Below are 16,084 nucleotides of genomic sequence, written 5' to 3'. Positions count from 1 at the left end.
CGACACCTCAAGTGCTGCTCAGGCCGAGACGGCGGGTCGATTGTCGTTGTCCTGCTGCACCTCGCCGATCTGCCGACGCAGCTCTGTAGCGAGGGCGCGGAACTCGGCGGACTCGGTCATCGCGAGGGTGCGCGGCCGGGGCAGCGTCACCTCGGTGATGGAGTGGATGTGCCCGGGCTTGGTCCCCAGCATCACGATGCGGTCGGCCAGGAACACCGCCTCGGAGACGGAGTGCGTCACGAATACGACCGTCTTGCGGTTCTCCAGCCAGATGCGCTGCAACTCCGCGTTCATCATGTCGCGGGTCTGCGCGTCCAGGGCGCCGAACGGCTCGTCCATGAGCAGCACCTGCGGGTCGTGTGCCAACGCCCTGGCGATGGAGACCCGCTGCCGCATGCCGCCCGACAGTTGGTGCGGGAGCTTGTTCTCCGCGTCGGGAAGCCCGACGAGGGACAGCATCTCCCGGACCTTCTCCGCGCGCTCCCGCCGGCCGACGCCGGCCATCTCCAGCGGCAGGGCGACGTTGGCGCCCGTCGACCGCCACGGCATCAGGGTGGCCTCCTGGAAAACGAAGCCCAATGGGCGGTCGGCGTTCTCCTGCTGCTCGCCGTGGTCGAGCCGTACCCGCCCCACGGTCGGGCTCTCCAACTGGCCGATGATCCGCAGCAGCGTCGTCTTGCCACACCCGGACGGGCCCAACAGCACGACGAACTCGCCGTCGGCGATGTCGAGCGAGACATCGCTCAACGCGACCATCGACTGCCCACCGGCGTCGGCGAAGACCTTGCTGACGCCCTCCACTTTGATCGCACTCATGGCTACCCCTGTCACCGACCGGTCCGCAGTTAACGCGAGATTGTTCGCTTGTGCAGTACGCCGTTCTGTTGGAGGGAACGTAAGCTATGTTCGGCGGCAAGGTCAATGGTCTTCAGGGCCCGACTCCATACCACTAGTTCCTTACCAATCGCCCAACTCCGGAGAAACTGACATGCAACACCTGGCGCAGCGCACTGCGGTGCTGGTCATCGACATGCAGAACGACTTCTGCGCCCCCACCGGAGCTATGGCGAACCTCGGTGCAGATGTCAGCGTCAACGCCGACCTGGCCCGCCGGCTGCCGAGCTTCCTCGACCACGCTCGGACCGCCGGTTGCCTGGTCATCTGGGTGCGCCAGGCCGCCCACGAGCAGCTCGTTTCACCGGCCCGGCGGGCACGCGCCGAGGCGATGGGCCGCAGCCCGCTCAGCGTCTGCGCCGCCGGCTCCTGGGGCGCCGAGCTGGCCGACGGCCTGCGGCCCGAGGCGGGCGACTGCCACCTGGAGAAGACGCGCTACAGCGCGTTCGTCGGCACGCCCCTGCACAACATGCTGCGTGCGCACGGACGCGACCACGTGGTGGTGGTCGGGACGGCCGCCAACGTCTGTGTGGACTCCACCATCCGCGACGCGTACATGGCCGACCTGACCACCACGATGCCGACCGACCTGGTCGGCTGGACCCGCGCGGACCTCGCCGAAGCGGCGATCCGCAACCTGGGCTTCTACTTCTGCGAGACCACGACCTCGGCCGAACTGGTCGCGGCGTGGTCCGCGACGGAGCGGGTCGCCTGACGCCGGGTGGCGCGCTTGCGCTCCACCGGCTCAGGGGCCGCCTCCGCCGGGGCCGGCTGGTAGCCCAGCTCGGCGCTGACCTGGCGGGCCGCGTCGGCCACCAGTTCGCCGTACTCGGCCAGCAGTTGCGACGAGAAGCGGTCCTGTGGGCCGCACAGCGACAACGACCCGTAGACCTCGCCGGAGGCCAGCTGGATGGCTGCCGCCACGCTCGCCGCGCCGGCCTGCCGTTCACCCCGGCTCACCGCGTAGCCCTGCTCACGGACCATCCGCAGGTCGGCCCAGAGCTGCTCGACCGACGTGATGGTGGCCGCGGTGACCGAGACCAGCTCGTGGCTGGCGAGGTATTCGGCGATCTCGGAATCCGGCAACGCCGCCAGGATCGCCTTGGACGACGACCCGGCGACCAGCGAATGTCGGGAGCCGAGCGTGACCGACATCCGGATCTCGTGCGGCGACAACACCTGGTCGGTGTAGACCCGCACCCAACCCTGCCGCATCGACAGCGTCGCCGTCTCCCCCGTGGCCTCCACCAACCGCCGCATGTGCCGATTGGTGATCGCCTGCACGTCGATGGCGCGCAGGGCGGCCAGGCCGACCGCGAGGGCGCCCGGCCCGAGCCGGTAGCGCCGGGTGCCCTCGTCGAAGGTGACGAACTGGTTGGCCGTCAACTCCTTGAGGATCCGGTGGGCCACCGCCTTGGGCAGGTTCAACTCCCGCGCGACAGTGGACACCCCGATCATCTCCGGGCTGCGCTCGGCGAGCAGGTCGATCACGGCCAACGCCCGACCCAGACCGCTCGTCGTGTAGCGATGACCGTCCTCCGGCTCAGTCACCGGCACGCTGATCCCCATTCAGATCACCTCTCGAAGGTGCGTGTGAGCACGCCAGCGGTCGACCGATCTGGCTGTGGTGGGCGCCCGGCGCCTAGTGCTGGATCCCGAGCATACTGACACGCCGAAGGTACTTTTGGGCATCCTCGGGGTTCTCGGCGAGTGCCCGCAGGCGCAGCAGCCGCTCGCGACGCCCGGCCAGTTCGACCCCGTCCGCCGAGGTGCGGTTCTCCGTCGTGGTCGGCTGAACGAAGCGCTCGGCGATCGACCGGCGACGCTGCGCGTACTCGCTGGTGGCCGCGTCCTGGTCGGACTCGGCCAGCGCGGCGGCGACCGCCACCGCGTCGTGGATTCCCGAGTTCAGACCCATGCCCCCGGTGGTGCTGCTCAGGTGGGCGGCGTCGCCGGCCAGCAGCACCCGGCCGATCCGGAAGGAGGCAGCGAGTCGCTGGTGGCTGCGATACAGCTGGTGTTGGCTCAGCGGCAGCTCCCGGGCGTCGGACTGACCGCCCAGCAGCAGCTCGACGGCGGCCAGGAACGCCGGGTGGGTGCCGGTCGGTGGCTCCTCGTCGACCCCGGTCCCCGTCGACAGCGCCGCGCGCCAGATGTCGGGTGTCCTGATCAGCGAGAAGCGGCCCTTCGGGCCGGACCAGTATCCGACCGCGCCGAGATCGGGCACCGCGTCCTCGAAACGGAACGGCGTGGCCACCACCAGGCTCAGCGACGGGTACGTGAAGCCGGGGAACGGGACGTCGAGCAGTTTGCGGGCGATGCTGTGCGCGCCGTCGGCCGCCACCACCCACTGCGAGGCCACCATCGTCCGGGTGTCGCCCACCGCGACGTCCAACTCGACGTGCGTGTCGTCCTGGCGTACGCCGACCACCTCGTGCCCGAACCGGATCTCCACGTTCGGCGCCTCCGCGACCGCGTGGCGCAGCAGCCGGACCAGCTTGTACTGCTCGTACTGCAGCCGGAACGGATACCGGGTCTCGCCCTCCAGCGCCTCGTAGGAGAAGCAGGCGGACTCGGTCAGCTCCAGGTCGCGGTAGTCCAGCCGGTGCACCCGGACCGCGTCCTTGAGCAGCGGGGCGGCCAGGTCGAGCTCGTCGAGCAGTTCGGTCGTCGGCGGGTGAACGGTCGAGCCGCGCCATTCCGACTGCACCTCGTCGGGGCCGCGTTCGAGCACGATCACCGGGATGTCCCGGCGGGCCAGGGCGAGGGCCGTCACCATGCCCACCGGGCCGCCGCCGAGGACGACGACGGGTGCTTGCACGGCGTGACTGGGTGGTGCCACGTTCACTCCTTCCCGCCGGCGATACCGCCGACGATTCCGGTCAAGGGGGGTTGGGCCAGGGTGGCGGCCAGGTGCCGCAGCGCCGGGCTGGGCGACTCACTCGCCAGGTGGGTGATGCCGGCGGTCTCCAGCAGTTGCCAGGCGCCGGCCAGGTTCGACGACAGCACCGGCAGGGGCGCCTGCGGCAGGACCTCGTCGAGGACGTCCAGGCTGGGCGCACCCGTCCCGGTCAGCAGCACCGCGTGCCCGGGCGGGAAGCTGTCGGCCAGTGACCCCAGGGTCTGGCGCACGGTGTCCCGCACGGTGGTCGAGGTGAGGTCGTAGATGGCGCCAGTGCCGGGCACCGGCACGGGCGTGTCGACCCGGCGGCCGGTCGCCCGCCAGAACGCCGCCGCCTGTTCGGTGAGCCAGTCCGGGTACGGCGAGATCAGGGTCAGTGACCGCACCGCGAGGCGGTCGAGCACCTGCCGCACGGCGGTAGCCGCTCCGAACACCGGCGAGCCGAGCCGCTCGGTGGCCGCACCGTCGATGCGCTGCGCGTCGGCGCGCCCCGGCCGGTAGTAGCAGCCGGTGCAGGCGACGTAGGTGGCCCGCAGGCCCAGGCCGTCCAGCGTGGCCGCAGTGTCCGGCAACAGGTCGGCGTAACGGTCCAACCGCTGCGCGAGTGAACCGTTCACGACCGGCAGGCGGGCGGCGTGGTAGCGGACCCGCGCCGGCAGCAGGCGGCGGAGTTCGGGCTCCACCGTCGGGTTGGCCGGTGGAACAATGATGCCCAGAGCTGCCTCGACCACTACTACCGCCAAATCGTTCGACTGAGCCGTACGGCGTTCTACGTACTGGAACGATAGGGGCTGCGGTGGGGCCGGTCAACCCATCGCGGGCAGCGGCTCGCGCCCACCTGACCAGGGCAACTGCCCACAATCTGGGCGTCGGGAGTCGCCGCTGCCCTGTCGCGGTCCTCACGCGGGGAATTCGACGAGGGGTTGCGAGGCTCTCCGTTCGGAAGATCAGGTTTCCCTGGAACGGATGGAAGAACCATGCGCGTGCGCCCAGACGCGATAGTGCTGTTCGGCGTCACGGGAGACCTCGTCTCGAAGAAGCTCTTTCCGGCGGCTGTACGAGCTGGCCAGACGCGACCGCCTCGACGTCCCCGTGATCGGCGTGGCGCGCTCCCCCTGGGATGACCAGCAGCTCGTCACCACCGCCCGCCCGCGCGCATGCCCGCGCCCGCGAGGGCTGGGCCGAACGCGGCAGCCGTGGCGGCGCGGGTCATGCCGAACATCGGCGGGCACACCACCTCTGGTGCTGTGCCCGGTGACTGGTCGACTGCCAGGTTCGTTGTCGGGCTCTCCCCTGCTGGCCGGTGCGGTCCCTTCTGTACTCCTCGTCAGCGGTTCGGTTGCCCGCCTCGAATGTGGCTGAGGGTGGTCTCGGCGCTGGCGTACCTGCCTCCCTGGGGCGCGCGGGAGTCGATGGGGTTGTCGGCGCCGACGACGTGGGGGGCGTGGTCTTCCGCGTTGTCGACTGGCGTGTAGCCGAGTTGGATGCCGGCGTCGAGGTCCCAGAAACGGCGGGTGTTGGCGGAGACGGCGTAGGCGGTGGCGAAGGAGATCTCGGGTGCGGTGATGGCCGCTCGGATAAACCCGAGGCAGTCGCGTGGGCTGAGCCAGGTGGCGAGATATCGGGCGTCGTCTGGTCTGTCCTCGTAGCTGCCGATGCGCAGGCACACCACGGACAGGGCGAACTTGTCCGCGTACATGCGGGCGAGAGCCTCGATTGCCACCTTGCTGACCCCGTAGAAGCCGTCCGGTCGGACCGGATCTTCGGGGTTGACGGTCTTTCCGACGGGGTGGAAGCCGGTGACCCGGTTGCTGCTGGCGAGGACGACCCTGTCGACCTGTTGCCGGCGGGCGGCCTCGAGGACGTGGAACGTGCCCAGCACGTTGGCGTCCAGCAGGTCGGCGAGTGGGGCCTCGTCCGGCAGCCCGGCGAGGTGGATCACCACGTCAGCGCCCTCGAACGCCGAGATCAGGGCGTCGAGGTCGGTGAGGTCCAGGCGGATGACCCGCTCCTCCGGCGACTGCGCGGTCAGTGGGTCGCGATCGATGAGGACGAGGTGGCGGGTCTCGTCGCGGAGGGCGTGGCGGAGTGCGCTGCCGATGCGGCCGGCGGCGCCCGTGATGACCACGGTCCCGAAGGGTGGACTCATGTCGGCAGTCTCTCCTGCCCTACCGACAGGTCTTCGCAGGCATTATGATGATCGAACTTCGTCGATCACGGTGGGGCGTTGCCCGCATCACACCTGAGCTGCGAACCTTCTTAGGGTAAGCGCCGTCGCTGTCGCCGACCTCACGTGCGCCCCTCGCAGGGAATTCTCGCGCTGGGCCGCGCGGTTGTCCGTTCGGAAGATCAGAATTACATGATCGAATGGAAGTGCCATGCGCATGCGTTCAGACGCGGTCGTGCTGTTCGGCGTCACGGGAGACCTCGTCTCGAAGAAGCTGTTCCCGGCGCTGTACGAGTTGACCCGGCGCGACCGTCTGGACGTCCCGGTGATCGGGGTGGCCCGCTCCCCCTGGGATGATCAACAGCTCGTCACGATGGCCCGCAAGTCGGTCGCTGAGGCCAACGACGAGGTCGACGACGAGACTTTCGACCGGCTGGCCGGCAACCTTTCGATGATCTCTGGCAACTACGCGGACCCGGTCACCTATCAGCGGTTGGCGGAGCGTCTGCGGGGTGCCGAGCGACCGGTCTTCTACCTGGCGATTCCTCCGGCGGTGTTCGGTGCCGTCGTCGACGGTCTCGCGGCGGTCGGTCTGGCTGACCGGGGCCGGGTGATCGTGGAGAAGCCGTTCGGGCGTGACGTGGAGTCCTCCCGCGAGCTGGACCGCACGCTGCGGGCGACCTTCGACCCGGAGCGGGTGTTCCGCATCGATCACTACCTCGGTAAGGAAGCCGTCGAGGGCCTCTACGCCTTCCGGTTCGCCAACCGGCTGTTCGAGCCGTTGTGGAACAACGAGCACATCGACAACATTCAGGTCACTCTCGCCGAGGGTTTCGGCACGCAGGGTCGGGCCGGGTTCTACGACACCGTCGGCGCCACTCGGGACGTGTTGCAGAACCACATTCTGCAGGTTGTCGCGCTGGTGGCGATGGAGGCGCCCGCCGCTGACGACGCGGCCGCGTTCCGTGAGGCGGAGGTCGCGGTGCTGCGCCAGATCGAGGCGCTGTCGCCGCAGTCCACGGTGCGGGGTCAGTACGCGGGGTACCGCGACGAGCAGGGTGTCGCTGCGGACTCGAACACGGAGACGTTCGTGGCCACCCGGTTGACGATCGACTCCCCCCGCTGGGCGGGTGTGCCGTTCTATCTGCGTGCCGGTAAGTCCCTTGCGGGGACGGCGACGGAGGTCGTGGTCGAGTTCAAGCAGCCGCAGCGGTCGCTCATCCCGGCCGAGCGGGGCACGGTGACGGCCGCGAACCTGCTGCGGTTCCGCCTCGGGCGTGGTGACGGCATCACGATGTCGATCCAGGCGAAGAGTCCGGGCGCCGAGGTGGCGAGCCGTGCGGTGGACCTGTCGGTCGACTTCGGCATGGCGCTGGGTCGCCGTCAGGAGGCGTACGAGCGGTTGCTCGACGACGCGATGGACGGGCAGCATCTGCGCTTCGCGCGTGAGGAGACGATCGAGCAGGAGTGGCGCATCGTCGAGCCGATCCTGGATCTGCCGGCGGCGGTGCAGTCGTACGAGAAGGGCAGTTGGGGTCCGGCGGACGCCGACGCGTTGGCTGGCGGCTGGCACACCCCGGATCTGCGCTGATCGTCAGGTCCGTGCGGTCGCTGACTGACCGCTCAGCTCACCGGGATGACCGTCCGGCGACGGTGAGGTTTGCGGTGTGCGTGTGGTGTGGGCACGTTGTGCGGGACGTCCTTCGTCCTCCTCGGAGAGGAAGCACCGCATGCTTTCCGCACTCGATCGTCGGCACACCGTCGCGCCGCCCGGTTACAGCAGGTGGCTCATTCCCCCGGCGGCGTTGGCCATCCACCTCTGCATCGGTCAGGTCTACGCGACCAGCGTCTACAAGAACTCGCTGATCGCCCACTTCGACGCCAGTCAGACGGCGATCGGGGTGATTTTCAGTATCGCGATCGTGATGCTCGGGTTGTCCGCGGCCGTGGCCGGGACCTGGGTGGAGGCGAACGGCCCGCGTAAGGCGATGTTCGTCTCGGCCTGTTTCTGGGCCGCGGGCTTCCTGGTGGGCTCGCTGGGCATCGCCACGAAGCAACTGTGGTTGCTGTATCTGGGCTACGGGTTGCTCGGCGGCATTGGTCTGGGCATCGGTTACATCTCCCCCGTCTCCACGTTGATCAAGTGGTTCCCGGACCGGCCGGGTCTGGCCACCGGGTTGGCGATCATGGGGTTTGGTGGTGGGGCGATGGTCGCCTCTCCCCTGTCCCGGCAGTTGTTGTCGTTCTTCGACGCCGGTTACGACCCGTCCAACGCGGGGTCGACGGCGTCGGGCAGCGCCCTGGTGTGGTTGTTCGTGACGCTCGGCCTGGGTTACTTCGTGATCATGATGTTCGGGGTGGCGAACGTTCGGGTGCCCGCGGAGGGCTGGCGCCCGGCCGGCTTCGACCCGGCGAGCGTCGCGGCGAAACCGCTGGTCACCACGGCGAACGTGTCGGCGGCGAACGCGGTGAAGACCCGCTCGTTCTGGCTGCTGTGGGTGGTGTTGTTCTGCAACGTCACAGCGGGCATCGGCATCCTGGAGCAGGCCAGCCCGATGATCCAGGACTTCTTCCGGGACAACGGCACCTCGGCGGTGAGCGTCGCCGCGGCCGGCGGGTTCGTGGGTCTGCTGTCGCTGTTCAACATGGCGGGCCGGTTCGTGTGGTCGTCGACGTCGGACGTCATCGGCCGCAAGCCGATCTACATGGTGTACCTGGGTGTCGGGATGGTGCTGTACGCGCTGCTGGCTCTCGTGGGGCAGACCGCGACGGCGCTGTTCGTGTTGTTGGCGTGCGTGATCCTGTCGTTCTACGGCGGCGGGTTCGCGACAGTGCCGGCGTACCTGCGGGACCTGTTCGGCACGTTCCAGGTCGGTGCGATCCACGGCCGGTTGTTGACCGCCTGGTCGGCGGCGGGGATCGCGGGCCCGCTGATCGTCAACGGGTTCCTCGACGCGCAGGGTGAGCCGGGTTCGTTGACGGCGGCGGCGTACCGGCCGGCGCTGTTCACGATGGTGGGGGTGCTGGCTGTGGGCTTCGTGGCGAACCTGTTGGTGCGACCGGTGCCGCAGCGCTACCACGAGCCGTCGGCGGATCGGGACGTTGACGAGGACAAGACGGCGCAGAGGAGTGGTACGCGATGAGCGACGACAGCCGATCCGGGCAGCAGGCCCGGTTGTGGATTTCGTGGTTGGTGGTGGCGGCGCTGTTGGGCTACGGGGTGACGCAGACGGTCATCACCGCGGCGAAGCTGTTCACCCAGTGACCCGGGTCCGGCGGTCTCTGACTGGGCGAAAGCGAGGTCAGAGACCGCCGGAGACCCGCAGGACCGTGCCGGTGGCGTACGAGGCGTCGGGGCTGAGCAGCCAGGCGATGGCGGCGGCGATCTCGTCGGGTTCGCCGGCGCGGCCCAGCGGGATGCGACCGACGGCGGTGTCGGCGCGGTCGGGTACGCCGGAGTCGGCGTGGATGTCGGTGCGCACGATGCCGGGTGCGACGGCGTTGACCCGGATGCCCTTCGGGGCGAGTTCCTTGGCCAGCCCGACGGTGAGGGTGTCGGTGGCGGCCTTCACGGCGGCGTAGTGCACGTATTCGCCGGGGCTGCCGAGGGTCGCGGCGGCCGACGAGACGTTGACGATCGCGCCGCCGTCGGTGAGGCGGCGGGCGGCCTGCTGGGCGCAGAGGACGTAGCCGACGAGGTTGACGTCGACGACGCGGCGCAGGTCGTCGACGCGCAACTCGGTGAAGGGCCCGATCGGGCTGGTGACACCGGCGTTGTTGACCAGGCCGGTGAGCGGGCCGAGGTGGGCGGCTGCGTCGAACAGTTCGGCGACCTGATCGGGGTCGGTGGTGTCGGCGCGTACCGCGATGGCCTGTGCGCCGGCGGCGCGCAGGTCGGCCAGGACGGCGGTGGCGGCGGCTTCGTCACGGCGGTAGCACAGGGCGACGTGGTGACCGGCGTTGGCGAGGCGGCGGGCGGTGGCCGCGCCGATGCCGCGACCTCCGCCGGTGATGACGGTGACGGGTGCCACGGTGCCTCCCCAGGGTGCTGACGGCTGCGCAGGTGTCGTGCCGACGCTACCGTGACCGGCGCGGGTCGGTCGTCGAGAGGAGAGTCACATGCGGCGGGCTTTGGTGCTCGGTGGTGGCGGGGTGACCGGGGTGGCCTGGGAGTTGGGGCTGCTGGCGGGTCTGGTCGAGCGGGGTGTGCCGGTCACGGAGGCGGACCTGGTGGTGGGGACGTCGGCGGGTTCGGTGGTCGGCGCGCTGGTGTGCTCCGAGCTTCCGGTGCAGCGGTTCTACGAGGAGCAGTTGGCGCCGCCGTCGAGTGAGGTGGCGGCGCGGTTGGGCTTCGCGACGCTGGCGCGGCTGGTGTGGGCTGGTGGTCGTACCCGCGACGCGGCGCGCTCCCGGGCCCGGATCGGGGCGATGGCGTTGGCGGCGCGTACCCCGTCGGAGGCGTCGCGACGCGCGGTGATCGAGGCCCGCCTGCCGGAGCGGGAGTGGCCGCGGCGGCGGCTGCTGGTCACGGCGGTGGACGCGTCGTCCGGTGAGTTCGTGGTGTTCGACCGGGACAGCGAGGTGTCCCTGGTGGACGCGGTGGGTGCGAGTTGCGCGGTGCCCGGGGTGTGGCCGCCGGTGACGATCGGCGCGCGCCGGTTCGTCGACGGTGGGATGCGCTCGACGGTGAACGCGGACCTCGCGGCCGGCGCGGAGCGGGTCCTGGTGCTCGCGCCGACGTCGGCGGCGATCGGGCCGATGCCGCGACTGTCGGCGCAGGTCGACGGATTGCGGGCGGCCGGGTCGCGGGTGTCGGTGCTGACGCCGGACGCGGCGGCGCGCACGGCGATCGGCCGTAACGTGCTGGACCCGGCCCGGCGGGCGGGCGCGGCGCGGGCCGGGCGGGCCCAGGCCGCCGCGGTGCTGGACGAGGTGGCGGCGCTCTGGGCTTGATCGCTTACGCTCACCGCCTGTCCGGTCTGACGATGGAGGTGCGCGATGGCGAGTGTGGGTGTCGGCGACGTGGTCGAGGATTTCGAGCTGCCAGATGAGACGGGCACGCCGCGGCGGCTGTCGGAGTTCCTGGCGGCGGGGCCGGTGGTGCTGTTCTTCTACCCGGGGGCGATGACCCGTGGGTGCACGGCGGAGAGCTGCCACTTCCGGGACCTCGCGGCGGAGTTCACGGCGTTGGGCGCGTCCCGGGTGGGCATCAGCCGCGACCCGGTGGCGAAGCAGGCGGAGTTCTCCAAGCTCAACGGGTTCGACTATCCGCTGCTCTCGGATGAGGACGGGACTGTGGCGCAGCAGCTCGGGGTGAAGCGGCGGCTGCCGTTGGGGCCGTTGAGCACGAAGCGGATGACGTTCGTCATCGGCGCCGACAGTCGGGTCATCGAGGTGATCCACAGCGAGGTCAGCATGAACGACCACGCGGACCGGGCGCTGCGGGCGTTGGGCGGCTGAATGGGCGCGAGCCCTGTGCGGCGGGTGTCGCAGCCGGCTGGTATCAAGACAGCAATCAAACAGGTGTACGGAAGAGGGTTGTGATGGATGCCGGCCAGGGTTTGTCCACTAGCGAGGTGCAGAGCATCCGGGAGGCGTTGGCTGCCGGGCGTAAGCCGCGGGTGGTGTTCACCGCGTCGGCGGGGCAGATCGCCGGTCAGGTCGGTCAGGTGATCGAGCTGACCGACCCTGAGGTGTCCGACGAGTTCGTGGTGGTGCGTTTCGGCCGCGACGAGTTGCCGTTCTCCCCCGCGGACCTGGCCGTGGCGCCCAAGGGTGTGACGCGTCGGGTGGTGGAGCCGAAACCGGAGCCGGAGCCGCAGGAGTCGCCGGTGGCGGCGGCGCCGGAGTTCGTGTTGGACACGCCGCGGGTGCCCGCGCAGCGACAGGAGGAGCCGAAGGTGGAGCAGACGGAGAAGCCGCCGGCGCGGCGGGCGGTCAAGGCCGTCAAGCCGAAGGGTCCCGCGGGTCTCACGGTGACGCTGGCGTACGCCGACGGTGAGTGGACCGTCGCCGCGCAGCAGGGCAGCAAGGCCCTGGCGAAGCCGTACGTGGTGAAGCCGGCGGAGGCGTTGAAGATGGTGGGCCTGGTCGACGTGCCGGGTGTGCAGGAGGCGGTGGAGCAGATCCTCGGCACCGAGCGGGCCGAGGCGGAGCAGCAGGCGGACAAGCTGCGCGCCGAGTTGGCCGAGATCGAGGCCCGGTTGGCGGAGTTGCGCGAGGCCCGCTGAGGCGGGTCACTGTCGGCTGTGGTGCGCCAGCAGCCGGGTGAGCAGGCGGGTCAGCTGGTCGCGTTCGGTGGCGGACAACGGGGCGAGCAGGTCACGTTGGACGCGGTCGAGGGTGTCGCCCAGCCGGCGGGCCTCGTCGGCGCCGACGTCGGTGATGCTGATGACGTTGCGGCGGCGATCGGCCGGGTCGGGGGCGCGCACGACGAGCCCTCGGCCGGCCAGGTCGTTGATGGCCGCGACGACGTCGCTGCGGTCGATGGCGCAGCGGCGGCCGAGGTCGGCCTGACTGGCCGGGCCGTCCTCGGCGAGCGCGGTGAGCAGCCGGTAGTGGTAGCCGCGGAGGTCGTGGGCGGCGAAGCCCTCGCTGAGCAGGCGGGCGGCGTGGCCGGCGGTCTGGTTGAGCAGCCAGGTCGGGGTGCTGCGGAGCCCGGTGGGTGACTGCGGGGCCACGGGATCCATGGGTGCAGCCTACCAGTAATCGTTGGCGCGACCCACGATCTGGTGTTACGTTGGCCGCTCCAACGTTGGCGTGGCCAACGTTTCGAAGGAGGTTCCATGTCCACCGTCCCCACCCTCAACGGCCAGGTCATCGGCCAGGCCCACTACGCCACCCGCGCCCTGCTCGAACGGGCCATCGGCCCCCTCGGCGTCACGTTCGACCAGGTGGTCGCGCTGCACGCCCTCGCCCAGGGCCCCGTCGAACGCGCACACCTCACGCGCCGGGTCACCAGCACACGCAAGATCGACGAGTCGGCCGTGCACCAGGTGGTCGCCCAACTCGTCGACGCCGGCCTCGCACAGGTCGACAGACCGTCCCCCGCGAGTGGAGGCGACGAGCCGGGGGTGGCGCTCACCGACACCGGTCGCGCCACCCAACGCAGCGTCGTCGCCGCCGTCGCCGACCTCAGTGCCCGGCTGTACGCGGACATCCCCGCCGACGACGCCCGCACGGCGGCGCGGGTGCTCACCCTCGTCACCGAACGCGCCAACGCCGAGCTGGCGGCGGTCCCCGCCTGACCGAACGAACGCCGAACTGGCGGCGATCCGGCCTGACCGGACGCCGCCACCAGCGACCGTAGCTGGACTCGTTTTCTGGTGCAGTTGCGCGACTCGCGTTCTGTCGGCCTCCTCCTCCGAACGGTCCCTGAGTGGCGTGGCCATCGCCAGTTCAGGGCCCTCGTTCACGACACGCTGGGCGCTTGGGTTACACCCGGCCGCACAGACCGTTTTGAATCAGCCTGTTTGAGCGCCGGTCACCCCGAGGGCGCGGATCGGGTCGGTGTCCCGTTCACGGCTGGCTGTAGTGCCGCCGGCGTCACTCGCGAACGCCAATCGCGTTGACCGGCTGCGGCCGCATGGCGATTCGAGTGGAGGTCATGATGGCGGCCGAGCCGAGCAGCGCGGTGACCGCGACGATTCCCAGGTAGACGAGCGGTGGGACAGACGGAATCAGCGTCCTGGTCAGTCCGATGCTTGTGCCGATCAAAGACGGGATCGCGCCCAGGGTACCGATGAGCACGGCTGCGACGACGATGATCCGCGTCTCGCTGCGCATCATCGCGAACACCTGGCGGCGGGTGGCGCCGACCAGTTGGAGTAGGGCGAATTCGCGGAAGCGCGAGGCGGTAGCCATCACCAGGGTGTTCACCACGGCGATCGCGAGGTAGCCGAGCAGGACCGCGTTGAGGATGAGGCCGACCGCCGACTCACCAGCGGCCGCGGCGCTCTGCGCGGCGATGAACGACTCGCGGTTGTTGACCCGGACGGTGGGGAGGTGTTGGACGGCGGAGCGCAATGCGTCGTCGAATGCCGCAGCGTCGGTTCCCGTGGCCGCCGTGACCAGCACCGCGAGGTCCAGGCGGTCGGTGGTGTGCTCTAGGAGGAGGTCGTGCGGCAGCGTGACGTCGCCGAGGCCGAGTCCTCTCTCGTAGAGTGCCACCACCGTGGGTTTGATCGGTGTGCCGTCACCAAGGCGAAGGTCGATGCTGTCGCCGAGAGCGACGCCGAGGGTGCCCGCCGCGATCCGGCTCAACGCCACCGTGTTGCCCCGCACATCCGCGACATCGCCCTCGAGAACGGCGAGATCCATGGTCTCGGCGAGCTGATCACTGGTGACCCCCTGCGACGAGTAGGTCCTGAATTGGGGGCCGTCGCTCGAGCCGAAGGTCGCCAGCGTCCGTGTACGCACGACCGGGGTCACCGCCGAGACGCCAGGCACGTCCCGGAGCATGTCCGCGACCTCGGGCGACACGCCGGCGGACGTGGATGTGACGACGTAGTCCGCGCGCAGTCCGTCTGCGGCCTGATCCTGCGCGGCCGAGCTCGCGGTCGTCCCGCTGAAGAGCTGCCCGGCGGCCAGGATGATGCCCATGATCAAAGGAGTGGTCGCCGCGGCAAGCCGCCGCGAGTTGGCGTGCGCGTTCGCTGTCGCAAGGAACCCGCTGACGCCCGACCCGCGGCTCAACCAGGGGCCCAGCACGGTGACGGCACCGCCGAGCAACCGCGGCCCCAGCAGCGCGACGGCGAAGAGGAGCAGGAACGCAGAGAAGGCCGCACTTTCAGCGGCCCCTTCACCGGGCAGCACCCATGGCAGCACGACCGCCATGGCGAGACCGGCGGGGACCAGCAGCAAGCCGACGGTCAACCGAAGCCACCCGAGTTTGGGCGGCTCCACCGCGGCCTCGCCGAGCGCGTCCACCGGCCTGAGCCTGGCCGCGCGCCGCGCCGCTATCCAGCCGCCCAAACGGGCGCCGACCAGGCACAGCACCATCGCCGGGAGTGCCGGCAGCGGGCTGATCGACAGTTCAAAGTCGTCTGGTACCGCGCCGACCAGGATGAAGGTTTCGCGGAGGAGGAAGCTGAGGCCGATACCGGGAATCACGCCCAGCACTGCTCCGAGCGTCCCCACCACCATGGTCTCTGCGGCGATCATCCCGAGCACCTGCTTCGGGGTCGCGCCGATCGCCCTCAGCAGCGCCAGCTCCCGCAGCCGTTGCCGAACGGACAGGGCGAGTGTGCTCGCCACAACGATCATGATCACCAAAATCATGCTGCCGCCGAACGCCAGGGACAGCTCGCTGATGAACGAACGCGTGGTGCCGATGTCGAGGAACTCGGCCTCGCTTCGGTCGCTGCCGGTGTAGACGACCGCATCGGGAACTGCCGACTTGATGGCGCTTGCCAATTCGTCGGCACTGACTCCGGGTGCGGCCAGTACGCCAATCGCGTCCACCCGGTCCGGTTGGCCGGTCAGCTCTCGGGCCCGATCATCGGTGAAGAACAGCGCGGACTGCCGGGCGAGTCGGCCGCCAGGCAGACCCGCGATGCCTGTCACCCGGTACATCGACGTGTTCGAGCCGACCGCGAGTCGCACCGACGCGCCGACGGTAACGCCGGCCCGCTCGGCCAGCGCGGAGTCCAGCACTACATCGTCCGGCCCGGCCGGTGACCGGCCGGTGCTCGTGGTGAACGGGCCGAGCGCGGCCGACTGCCAACCATGCCCGAGCGCGGGGGCGCCGTCCGGCCCGGCGAGCACCTCGGCGTCCGCCGTCACGAGGCTGACCGGGACGTTGACGTCGGCGATCGCCGATCGGACGCCAGGCACTCGCGCGATGTCGCCGACCCGGGCGGCCGGCAGGGTGGCCCGCTCGCCGAACCTGGGATCTACGTCGTCGGCCACCGGCAGTGCCTGCGAGGCGCCCACCACCAGGTCGGCAGCCTGGTAGCGCTCGGTCGGCACGCCCGAGCGCTCGCTGCTCTCCAGCAGGATCCCGCAGGCCGTGATCACCGCCGAGCCGAACAGCACCGCGACGAATGCCGCGACGAACCCGCCCTTCCGCCCCTTGACTGTCTTCCAGGCCAGCGCCAGCATGCGCTTCGACATCACGTGGC

16 protein-coding genes are annotated in these 16,084 nt (G+C 70.2%); 8 read left to right on the top strand and 8 right to left on the bottom strand.

Annotated elements, in window-relative coordinates; all coding sequences use genetic code 11:
• Positions 1-18: 18 nt before the first annotated feature.
• Complete coding sequence (locus AC3CF1_RS03165; protein ID WP_328374577.1) at positions 19-816, bottom strand: ABC transporter ATP-binding protein; 798 nt, start codon at positions 814-816, stop codon at positions 19-21.
• Between the two features lie 172 nt (positions 817-988).
• On the opposite strand from AC3CF1_RS03165, the gene AC3CF1_RS03160 reads away from it, so the two are divergent.
• Entirely contained in the window at positions 989-1,609 is a 621-nt protein-coding gene (locus AC3CF1_RS03160) for a cysteine hydrolase family protein (protein ID WP_354981934.1), read from the top strand.
• On the opposite strand, the gene AC3CF1_RS03155 is transcribed toward AC3CF1_RS03160, so the two are convergent.
• From AC3CF1_RS03155 to AC3CF1_RS03140, 4 genes are all read right to left on the bottom strand, one after another.
• Positions 1,540-2,463 (bottom strand): IclR family transcriptional regulator, encoded by a 924-nt coding sequence (locus tag AC3CF1_RS03155; RefSeq protein ID WP_328374581.1) that lies wholly within the window; start codon positions 2,461-2,463, stop codon positions 1,540-1,542. The two genes, AC3CF1_RS03160 and AC3CF1_RS03155, sit on opposite strands and share 70 nt — an antisense overlap.
• 73 nt (positions 2,464-2,536) lie before the next feature.
• Complete coding sequence (locus AC3CF1_RS03150) at positions 2,537-3,736, bottom strand: FAD-dependent oxidoreductase (RefSeq protein ID WP_328374583.1); 1,200 nt, start codon at positions 3,734-3,736, stop codon at positions 2,537-2,539.
• A gap of 2 nt (positions 3,737-3,738) precedes the next feature.
• Complete coding sequence (locus AC3CF1_RS03145; protein ID WP_328374585.1) at positions 3,739-4,527, bottom strand: maleate cis-trans isomerase family protein; 789 nt, start codon at positions 4,525-4,527, stop codon at positions 3,739-3,741.
• Between the two features lie 596 nt (positions 4,528-5,123).
• Positions 5,124-5,945, bottom strand: a complete 822-nt coding sequence (locus AC3CF1_RS03140; protein ID WP_488449480.1) for an NAD-dependent epimerase/dehydratase family protein — start codon at positions 5,943-5,945, stop codon at positions 5,124-5,126.
• A 229-nt stretch (positions 5,946-6,174) separates the two neighbouring features.
• Between AC3CF1_RS03140 and zwf the strand changes: the two genes are divergently transcribed.
• The 3 genes from zwf to AC3CF1_RS03125 all read left to right on the top strand — a co-directional run bounded on the left by zwf (position 6,175) and on the right by AC3CF1_RS03125 (position 9,228).
• The gene (gene zwf / locus AC3CF1_RS03135; protein WP_327644185.1) at positions 6,175-7,554 is read left to right on the top strand and encodes a glucose-6-phosphate dehydrogenase; all 1,380 of its coding nucleotides are present in this window, start codon (positions 6,175-6,177) and stop codon (positions 7,552-7,554) included.
• A 139-nt stretch (positions 7,555-7,693) separates the two neighbouring features.
• Positions 7,694-9,106: an OFA family MFS transporter gene (locus tag AC3CF1_RS03130; protein WP_141909442.1), complete on the top strand. Its 1,413-nt coding sequence runs from the start codon at positions 7,694-7,696 to the stop codon at positions 9,104-9,106.
• On the top strand, positions 9,103-9,228 hold the full coding sequence (locus AC3CF1_RS03125) for an MFS transporter small subunit (protein ID WP_255508866.1): 126 nt from the start codon (positions 9,103-9,105) through the stop codon (positions 9,226-9,228). The genes AC3CF1_RS03130 and AC3CF1_RS03125 overlap by 4 nt, the downstream gene beginning before the upstream one ends.
• Positions 9,229-9,265: 37 nt before the next feature.
• On the opposite strand, the gene AC3CF1_RS03120 is transcribed toward AC3CF1_RS03125, so the two are convergent.
• Entirely contained in the window at positions 9,266-9,994 is a 729-nt protein-coding gene (locus AC3CF1_RS03120; protein WP_088948226.1) for an SDR family NAD(P)-dependent oxidoreductase, read from the bottom strand.
• Between the two features lie 88 nt (positions 9,995-10,082).
• Between AC3CF1_RS03120 and AC3CF1_RS03115 the strand changes: the two genes are divergently transcribed.
• From AC3CF1_RS03115 to AC3CF1_RS03105, 3 genes are all read left to right on the top strand, one after another.
• Positions 10,083-10,916 (top strand): patatin-like phospholipase family protein, encoded by an 834-nt coding sequence (locus AC3CF1_RS03115; protein WP_099853597.1) that lies wholly within the window; start codon positions 10,083-10,085, stop codon positions 10,914-10,916.
• A 45-nt stretch (positions 10,917-10,961) separates the two neighbouring features.
• Positions 10,962-11,423 carry a peroxiredoxin gene (locus tag AC3CF1_RS03110; RefSeq protein WP_141909441.1) on the top strand — a complete coding sequence of 154 codons (462 nt, stop codon included), beginning with the start codon at positions 10,962-10,964 and terminating at the stop codon, positions 11,421-11,423.
• 83 nt (positions 11,424-11,506) lie between these two features.
• Positions 11,507-12,193, top strand: coding sequence for a hypothetical protein (locus AC3CF1_RS03105; protein ID WP_210794046.1), 687 nt, complete (start codon positions 11,507-11,509; stop codon positions 12,191-12,193).
• Between the two features lie 6 nt (positions 12,194-12,199).
• On the opposite strand, the gene AC3CF1_RS03100 is transcribed toward AC3CF1_RS03105, so the two are convergent.
• On the bottom strand, positions 12,200-12,652 hold the full coding sequence (locus AC3CF1_RS03100; protein ID WP_354981930.1) for a MarR family winged helix-turn-helix transcriptional regulator: 453 nt from the start codon (positions 12,650-12,652) through the stop codon (positions 12,200-12,202).
• 96 nt (positions 12,653-12,748) lie between these two features.
• Between AC3CF1_RS03100 and AC3CF1_RS03095 the strand changes: the two genes are divergently transcribed.
• Entirely contained in the window at positions 12,749-13,210 is a 462-nt protein-coding gene (locus AC3CF1_RS03095) for a MarR family winged helix-turn-helix transcriptional regulator (protein ID WP_488449479.1), read from the top strand.
• Between the two features lie 298 nt (positions 13,211-13,508).
• Here AC3CF1_RS03095 and AC3CF1_RS03090 read toward each other — a convergent pair whose 3' ends face one another.
• On the bottom strand, positions 13,509-16,076 hold the full coding sequence (locus tag AC3CF1_RS03090; RefSeq protein ID WP_488452033.1) for an ABC transporter permease: 2,568 nt from the start codon (positions 16,074-16,076) through the stop codon (positions 13,509-13,511).
• Between the last annotated feature and the right edge of the window lie 8 nt (positions 16,077-16,084).

This window comes from Micromonospora sp. MGP-C2, from assembly GCF_057766525.1.
Note: the sequence above shows the minus strand (reverse complement) of the source record. Positions and strands in the feature narration are given on the sequence as shown.

What these genes read in the sequence shown, in the direction of transcription:
- AC3CF1_RS03165 (WP_328374577.1), bottom strand. Translation starts at nt 816, where the DNA reads ATGAGTGCGATCAAAGTGGAGGGCGTCAGCAAGGTCTTCGCCGACGCC.
- AC3CF1_RS03160 (WP_354981934.1), top strand. Translation starts at nt 989, where the DNA reads ATGCAACACCTGGCGCAGCGCACTGCGGTGCTGGTCATCGACATGCAG.
- AC3CF1_RS03155 (WP_328374581.1), bottom strand. Translation starts at nt 2,463, where the DNA reads ATGGGGATCAGCGTGCCGGTGACTGAGCCGGAGGACGGTCATCGCTAC.
- AC3CF1_RS03140 (WP_488449480.1), bottom strand. Translation starts at nt 5,945, where the DNA reads ATGAGTCCACCCTTCGGGACCGTGGTCATCACGGGCGCCGCCGGCCGC.
- zwf (WP_327644185.1), top strand. Translation starts at nt 6,175, where the DNA reads ATGCGCATGCGTTCAGACGCGGTCGTGCTGTTCGGCGTCACGGGAGAC.
- AC3CF1_RS03130 (WP_141909442.1), top strand. Translation starts at nt 7,694, where the DNA reads ATGCTTTCCGCACTCGATCGTCGGCACACCGTCGCGCCGCCCGGTTAC.
- AC3CF1_RS03125 (WP_255508866.1), top strand. Translation starts at nt 9,103, where the DNA reads ATGAGCGACGACAGCCGATCCGGGCAGCAGGCCCGGTTGTGGATTTCG.
- AC3CF1_RS03115 (WP_099853597.1), top strand. Translation starts at nt 10,083, where the DNA reads ATGCGGCGGGCTTTGGTGCTCGGTGGTGGCGGGGTGACCGGGGTGGCC.
- AC3CF1_RS03110 (WP_141909441.1), top strand. Translation starts at nt 10,962, where the DNA reads ATGGCGAGTGTGGGTGTCGGCGACGTGGTCGAGGATTTCGAGCTGCCA.
- AC3CF1_RS03105 (WP_210794046.1), top strand. Translation starts at nt 11,507, where the DNA reads ATGGATGCCGGCCAGGGTTTGTCCACTAGCGAGGTGCAGAGCATCCGG.
- AC3CF1_RS03100 (WP_354981930.1), bottom strand. Translation starts at nt 12,652, where the DNA reads ATGGATCCCGTGGCCCCGCAGTCACCCACCGGGCTCCGCAGCACCCCG.
- AC3CF1_RS03095 (WP_488449479.1), top strand. Translation starts at nt 12,749, where the DNA reads ATGTCCACCGTCCCCACCCTCAACGGCCAGGTCATCGGCCAGGCCCAC.
- AC3CF1_RS03090 (WP_488452033.1), bottom strand. Translation starts at nt 16,076, where the DNA reads ATGTCGAAGCGCATGCTGGCGCTGGCCTGGAAGACAGTCAAGGGGCGG.